A 6,179-nucleotide genomic window follows, 5' to 3' on the forward strand; every position below is an offset into this window, starting at 1 on the left:
CGTGACCGATCGGACGGAACCTCCGAAGCTGGTCCCGGCCAGGATGCGACCGCGCGACGTGATGCGGGTCGGCGCGGTCGGCCTGCGCACCCGCCCCCTGCGGGCGTTCCTGTCCGCACTCGGGGTGGCCATCGGCATCGCCGCGATGGTCGGCGTGGTCGGCATCTCCTCCTCGTCGGGGGCCGAACTCGACCGTACGCTCTCGGCACTGGGCACGAACCTGCTCACCGTCTCCTCCGGCCGGACGCTGCTGGGCGAGACGGCGAAGATGCCGATGGACGCCGAGGCGATGATCGAGCGGATCGGCCCCGTGGAGTCCGTCTCCGCGGCCGGGCGCGTCGACGACGCCAAGGTCTACCGGTCCGAGGAGATCTCCGAGGCGCAGACCGGGGGGATCTCCACCCACGCCGCCCGCCTCGACCTGCTGTCCACGGTGGGCGCGACGGTGCGCAGCGGCACCTGGCTCAACGGGGCGACCGAACGCTATCCGGCCGTGGTGCTCGGATCGCGGGCGGCGGAACGGCTCGGGGTGGGCGCGGCGGCACCTGACACCCAGGTCGTCGTCGGCGGCGTGCGGTTCACCGTCATCGGAATCCTCGACCCGGTGCCGCTCGCCACCGAACTGGACGACGCGGCGCTGGTCGGCTGGCCGGCCGCGGAGAGGGTGCTCGACTTCGACGGGCATCCCACGACCCTCTACACCCGGTCCGACGAGTCGAGGCTGGAGTCCGTCCGCTCGGTCCTGGCCGGTACGGCGAACCCGCAGGCGCCCAACGAGGTCGAGGTCTCGCGCCCGTCCGACGCCCTCGCCGCCAAGCAGGCCACCAGCCAGGCGTTCACCGGGCTCCTTCTCGGGGTCGGCGCGGTCGCGCTGCTCGTCGGCGGCGTCGGGGTGGCGAACACCATGGTCATCTCGGTGCTGGAACGGCGCCCGGAAATCGGCCTGCGCCGCTCGCTCGGTGCGACGCGCGGGCAGATCCGCACGCAGTTCCTCGCCGAGTCGCTGCTGCTCTCGGCTCTGGGCGGGGCGGGCGGCGTCCTCCTCGGCATGGGCGTCACCGCCGGATACGCGCTCTACCAGGGGTGGCCGCTCGTGCTCCCCGTCTGGGCGACGATCGGCGGTCTCGCGACGACCCTGGTCATCGGCGCCCTCGCCGGCCTCTACCCCGCCGTCCGCGCCTCCCGGCTCTCCCCGACGGAGGCGCTCGCCACACCGTAGAGACGCTCGCCGCCGTCGTAGCCGAACCGCCCCGGTCCCGCGAGGCGCGGATGAATCGTGACTATCCACCCCGAAACAGGGCAGAGGGCGCGCATGGTGAACCCCTTGGACATCGCACTCGTCTTCCTCATCCTCGCCACCGGAGGCTTGGCCGTCCGCCACTACACGCGGCAGCACCGCGGAAACAGTGACGCCCCCGGAAGGGATGAGGACGTCTACCGTCCGGTCTGAGGAGCTTCCGGCCTTCCGAGATCGCGGAGACGGCGAAGGCGGTCCTCGGTGTAGGCGACCAGGCGCGCGGCGTCGTCAGGGTCGAGCGTCTTCAGTGACTTCTCGACCGCCTTGCCCCGGTCGATCGCGGAGAGCGGTTCGGTCGGCGGGTTGTCGATCCACTCGACGATCGGCCGGACCGCGTCGGCCACCTGGCGCGCGAAAAAGGTCGCGAGCAGCTTGATCGTCCCGCGGACCAGCGGATTCGGATGGCCGTCGACCCCGCTGCGGGTGAAGCCGGGGTGATAGAGAACATAAGGGACCGCCTTCCCACCGTTCCCTATTGTTCCGGCGCCCCCTGCGTTCCCGGAGCTTCCGGCGCTCCCTGTGTTTGCGCCGTTCCCGGAGCTTCCGGCGCTCCCGAATTGATTGGCGAAAGCGACGCCGAGCAGGTCGTTCGCCCTCCCGGCCTGGAGCTGTGCACGCACCTGGCCGTACCCGCGGGTCAGCTGGGGGTCCTCCCAGAAGATCCGGCCCGCGGTGTTGCCGACCCCGGCGACGTTGACGACGACCGGGGCGGGTGCGGCGTTCAGCAGCGGCCGCAGACGAGAACCGAGCAGATAGCGGCTCAGGTAGTACAGGGCGAACGTGAACTCCAGCCCGTCCACGGTCTCCCTGCGCTTCGGGCTTATCCGGTTGGCGAACAGGGCGAGCGCGTCGACGGCGTCGTGGCGCTCGGCGATGTCGGCGACGACCCGTTCGACCTCGGCGATCGAGGACAGGTCCGCGCGCAGGAACCGCAGGTTCGGATTCGCGGCGTGGTCGAGCAGCGCGCGCCCCTTGGCCTCGCTGCTGCCGATCACGGTGACACGGTCGCCCCTCGCGAGCCGTTCCAGAGCGGTCGCGCGCCCCATGCCATCGGTCCCCCCACTGATGATCACGGTTTTTCCCCGTTGGCCCGGCATCGTGTCCTCCATAGGCTGGTGATCGGCCGGTCCAATCGTCGGGCTGCCACGTCGGAGACGGAAGAAGGCAGTTTCATGTCCGGTACGCACACGGGTGTTCCCTCGGTGCTGGCTCACACGTTGCCTCGTCCGGTGCCGATCGACGAGCTCGAAGCATGCCCGGTCGGGGACGTGTTCCGACGCCTGGGCGATAGGTGGAGCATGCTGCTGCTGGTTCTGCTCGGCGGTCACCCTCACCGGTACAACGAGCTGCACCGCGCGATCGAAGGCATCAGCCAGCGCATGCTGACCCGCACGCTGCGCACCCTGGAAACCGATGGTCTGGTACGGCGCGAGGTGTATCCCACCGTTCCTCCCAGCGTCGAGTACAGCCTCACCCCGCTCGGCCGGACCCTGCTGGAGCCCCTCTCGGCCCTCGCCGACTGGGCGGTGCGCCACGAGGCCGACATCAACGAGGCCCGCTCCCATCACACCGACGCCGGGTAAGGGCCTCATCGACCCCATGTCGGCCATGGTGCGGGCGCGGACCTTCCCTTCCGGCCGGCACGCGATCGCCCCAGGTGAGGTATCCCGTCCCGGGAAAGCTCAACGCCGGTCGCGGCGCGTCAGGGCAGGGCCGGAACGGCAGGGGGGGAGTCGGTCCAGCCGACCTCGATCATCGTCTTCCTGTAGGAGAGCCCCGCGTCCACATTGCCGTCGCCCGTTCCTGTCTGGTCCTGTGACAGCAACACCATCCTGCCGGTGTCGACGATCAACCTCTCCGTGTACGAGTACGCCTTCTTCCCCGTTCCGTACGAACCGACGATCACAACGGCGGCGCCGGGTCTGCCCAGATCGTCCTTCGCGTTGCCGTCGGCGCGCATGCCTGGCAGCGTCAGCAGGGCCTGGTAGGCCGCCGCGCGGACCTCCTTCGGAGCGGGAAGAGCATGCAGGAGCTCGACCAGGGTTACCCTGAGCCAGCCGACCGTGTCGGTCTCCCTGCCGACCACGCCCGCCCTCGTGATCCAGTCCTTCAGACGGTTCACGTCGGCGGGCAGCCGCTGAACCTCGTCGTACGTCAGCCACTGCCCCGCGAATGAGAACTGGTTCCGTTCCTTCCTCACCGGGAACATGCTGCCTTTGGCGGGCTCGGCGGACAGCTTCACCGTCTTGCCGTCGATCGATTCGCTCCACCTGGAAGGGGAGCCGTCGCGCTGCCACGCCTTCTTGTCCGCCGTGCTCTTCGGCAGCGTCCCCAACTTCCGGTATCCGAACCACTCCCTGCCGTCGGGGGCGCCCCACGATTCCGAGATCTCCCCTTGGGCCAGCGAGTACGGGTCCGCCTTGGTGCCGAACCGCCAGGGGTGGGTGGACATCGACAGTCCCCTGGTGTGCCAGTAGGCCCCCTCCGGTGGAGCGGCCGCGACGGCCGACGGCGCTCCCAGGACGGTGGCCCCCATGGTGAGGGCGACACCAAGGTTGATCAGCCGCCGGCCCCGCGCGGTCGCGAACGTCATCAGGTTGCTCCATGGATTCGAGGTCACGCCCATTCATACGCCTGGCCCGCTCGAAGGGTTGCCCGCGAAACGTCTTTCGCGGGCGGGCAACGGTCGCGAGGGGCGAGGCGTATTAGGAGGTGTGAAATCGGACGGACAGCCGGAGAGCGGCGTGGAACATGACTTCGGCGCTTTCGTGGCCACACGTGCCACGAGTCTGCTGCGGGTCGCCTATCTCGCCTGTGGCGACCAGACGGAGGCCGAGGACCTGTTGCAGACGGCGCTCGAACGCACCTACAGAAACTGGAACCGGGTGGTCCGCCACGACAACCCCGAGCCCTACGTGCGGCGCGTCATCGTCAACGCCGCCATCAGTCGCGCCCGCCGCCGGGCGATCCTCAGCATCGTCCCCATGCACAGCCCGCCGGAGACGTCGGCCCCTACGGGCGACCCCGACCTGCGCCATGTGCTCATGGACGCGCTGCGCGCCCTGCCACCCCGGCAGCGGGCGGTGGTCGTCCTGCGGTACTGGGAGGACCTCAGCGAGACGCAGACCGCCGAGGTGCTCGGATGCTCGGTCGGCACGGTCAAGAGCCAGGCGTCGAAGGCCACGGCCAAGCTCCGTTCGGCGCTCGGCTGGGAAACACTGGAAGGAGCGATCAAGGATGCCCATGCTTGAGGACGAGATCCGCAGGCTCATGGCGGACGAGACGGCGAGGCTGCACGCCGCCCCCGACCTGCTGGCGCGGGTGATGCGCTCCCACCGGGACAGGAGGAGGAAGGCGAGGACCGCGGCGGTCGTCGCGTCCGTGGCCGCGTCCATGGCCGTCGTCGTCCCGTCCTTCACCTACCTGACCGCCGCCCAAGGGCCCACGACCGATGATCGGAGCACGTTCTCCGCGGTACCGGAACCACCCCCCATCGACGACACCCCGCCCGTGCCGACCACCCCGCCGGACCTCGGGGATCTGGGCGACGGGAAGGAGTTCGGGCACGTCAAGGTGGGATACCTGCCGAAGGGACTGCGATGGTCCCGGTGGTCGGTGGACCTCGGCGACAGTTACTCGACCTCGTACAACTCCACGGGCGACCCCGAGGGCTTCTATCAGGTCCAGATCTTCGTGTACGAGGAGGAGGCCGTCCAGGAGCTCGACGACCGGATCCAGGCGTATCGCGCCGAGGAGGACGGTGAGGAGGTGATCGTCGGCGGCCGGAGCGGCTACCTGGTCGTGCAGCACGTCGGCGAGGACGGCATGAAGGGCACCCCGACCCTCTTCCTCGGAACGGGCGACAGGCAGAGGGCCGAGATCATGTTCAGCCCGGGGTACGCCAAGGAGTTCTCCGACGCCGAGGCCGTCGACGCCGAGCTGAAGAAGATCGGGGAAGGGCTCACCTCCACCATGTGATCCGGTGGCGGACCATGAACGGGTCAGCCTCCCCTGGTCCGGGGATCACCCCGGACCAGGGGAGGCTCGTCCTTCTTCCTTCAGCCGGCTTCCTGCGGATATGCCGTGCCGAGGAGAGGCCGCCGGCCGCCGTTCTCAGGCGTTGCCGCCCCGGCTCCGATCGGCACCGGCAGGTGCCGTCCTACGACCCGCTTCGGGTCCACTTCTGGTTGTTGCCGCCCCAGCAGGAGTAGGTCTGAATCAGGGTCCCGTTGCCGGTGCCGGCGTTGGCGGCGTCGAGGCACTGACCCGACTGGACGTTCACGATGGTGTTGTCCGAGTTGATGCGCCACTTCTGGTTGCTGCCGCCCCAGCAGGAGTAGATCTGCACCTTGGATCCGTTACCGGTGCCCGCGGCGTCCAGGCACTTGTTGCCGTAAACGCGGAGCTCCTGGTCGGAGGTGTAGGTCCATTGCTGGTTGGAGTTGGTGTGGCAGTCCCACAACTGGACCTGGGTACCGTCGGTGGTCGAGGCGTTCGGTACGTCCACACATCGGCCGGCGGCCACGCTCCGGATCTGTCCCCCGCTACCCGAGGGCGGCGGGGTCGTGGTCGGGGTCACCGTCGGGGTGGGGTTCGGGTTGGGGCTGGCGGCGTTGAGCGCGTTCAGCACCGAGGTGTAGGCGGCCTTCTTGTTGCCGTTGCCGTCGAAGAGCAGCGGGCTGGTGTTGGCGCCCAGCCAGGAGTCGCTGTCGCGCACCCCCCACACGGTGATGCCGGTGCAGCGCGCCACCGCCAGGCAGTCGTTGACCACCGCGGCGTAGGTCTGGGCAGAGCCGCCCTGGATGTCCAGCTCGGTGATCTGCACGTCCACACCCAGCGCCGCGAAGCTGGAGATGGTGGTGCGGTAGTTGCTGTTGTAGGC

Annotated in this window: 8 protein-coding genes; 5 read left to right on the top strand and 3 right to left on the bottom strand. The window is 69.3% G+C overall.

All coding sequences use genetic code 11. The features are described 5' to 3' along the window. Positions 1–43 precede the first annotated feature (43 nt). Positions 44–1,219 (top strand): ABC transporter permease, encoded by a 1,176-nt coding sequence (locus AB0B90_RS33685; protein WP_362926343.1) that lies wholly within the window; start codon positions 44–46, stop codon positions 1,217–1,219. Between the two features lie 105 nt (positions 1,220–1,324). Continuing rightward, on the top strand, positions 1,325–1,450 hold the full coding sequence (locus AB0B90_RS33690) for a hypothetical protein (protein ID WP_362926335.1): 126 nt from the start codon (positions 1,325–1,327) through the stop codon (positions 1,448–1,450). On the opposite strand, the gene AB0B90_RS33695 is transcribed toward AB0B90_RS33690, so the two are convergent. Then, positions 1,435–2,406 (bottom strand): SDR family NAD(P)-dependent oxidoreductase, encoded by a 972-nt coding sequence (locus AB0B90_RS33695; RefSeq protein ID WP_362926336.1) that lies wholly within the window; start codon positions 2,404–2,406, stop codon positions 1,435–1,437. The two genes, AB0B90_RS33690 and AB0B90_RS33695, sit on opposite strands and share 16 nt — an antisense overlap. Positions 2,407–2,469: 63 nt before the next feature. Here AB0B90_RS33695 and AB0B90_RS33700 point away from each other — a divergent pair, with 63 nt between their 5' ends. Then, the gene (locus tag AB0B90_RS33700) at positions 2,470–2,880 is read left to right on the top strand and encodes a helix-turn-helix domain-containing protein (protein WP_350942126.1); all 411 of its coding nucleotides are present in this window, start codon (positions 2,470–2,472) and stop codon (positions 2,878–2,880) included. Between the two features lie 119 nt (positions 2,881–2,999). On the opposite strand, the gene AB0B90_RS33705 is transcribed toward AB0B90_RS33700, so the two are convergent. Beyond that, the gene (locus AB0B90_RS33705) at positions 3,000–3,890 is read right to left on the bottom strand and encodes a hypothetical protein (protein WP_362926337.1); all 891 of its coding nucleotides are present in this window, start codon (positions 3,888–3,890) and stop codon (positions 3,000–3,002) included. A gap of 151 nt (positions 3,891–4,041) precedes the next feature. Between AB0B90_RS33705 and AB0B90_RS33710 the strand changes: the two genes are divergently transcribed. Then, positions 4,042–4,548 (top strand): SigE family RNA polymerase sigma factor, encoded by a 507-nt coding sequence (locus tag AB0B90_RS33710; RefSeq protein WP_362926338.1) that lies wholly within the window; start codon positions 4,042–4,044, stop codon positions 4,546–4,548. Next, entirely contained in the window at positions 4,535–5,275 is a 741-nt protein-coding gene (locus AB0B90_RS33715) for a hypothetical protein (protein WP_362926339.1), read from the top strand. The genes AB0B90_RS33710 and AB0B90_RS33715 overlap by 14 nt, the downstream gene beginning before the upstream one ends. Positions 5,276–5,456: 181 nt before the next feature. On the opposite strand, the gene AB0B90_RS33720 is transcribed toward AB0B90_RS33715, so the two are convergent. Then, positions 5,457–6,179 (bottom strand): ricin-type beta-trefoil lectin domain protein (locus AB0B90_RS33720; protein ID WP_362926340.1); only part of this gene is annotated, 723 nt, incomplete at its 5' end.

Source organism: Streptosporangium sp. NPDC049078 (genome assembly GCF_040648855.1).
Taxonomy (GTDB): Bacteria; Actinomycetota; Actinomycetes; order Streptosporangiales; family Streptosporangiaceae; genus Streptosporangium.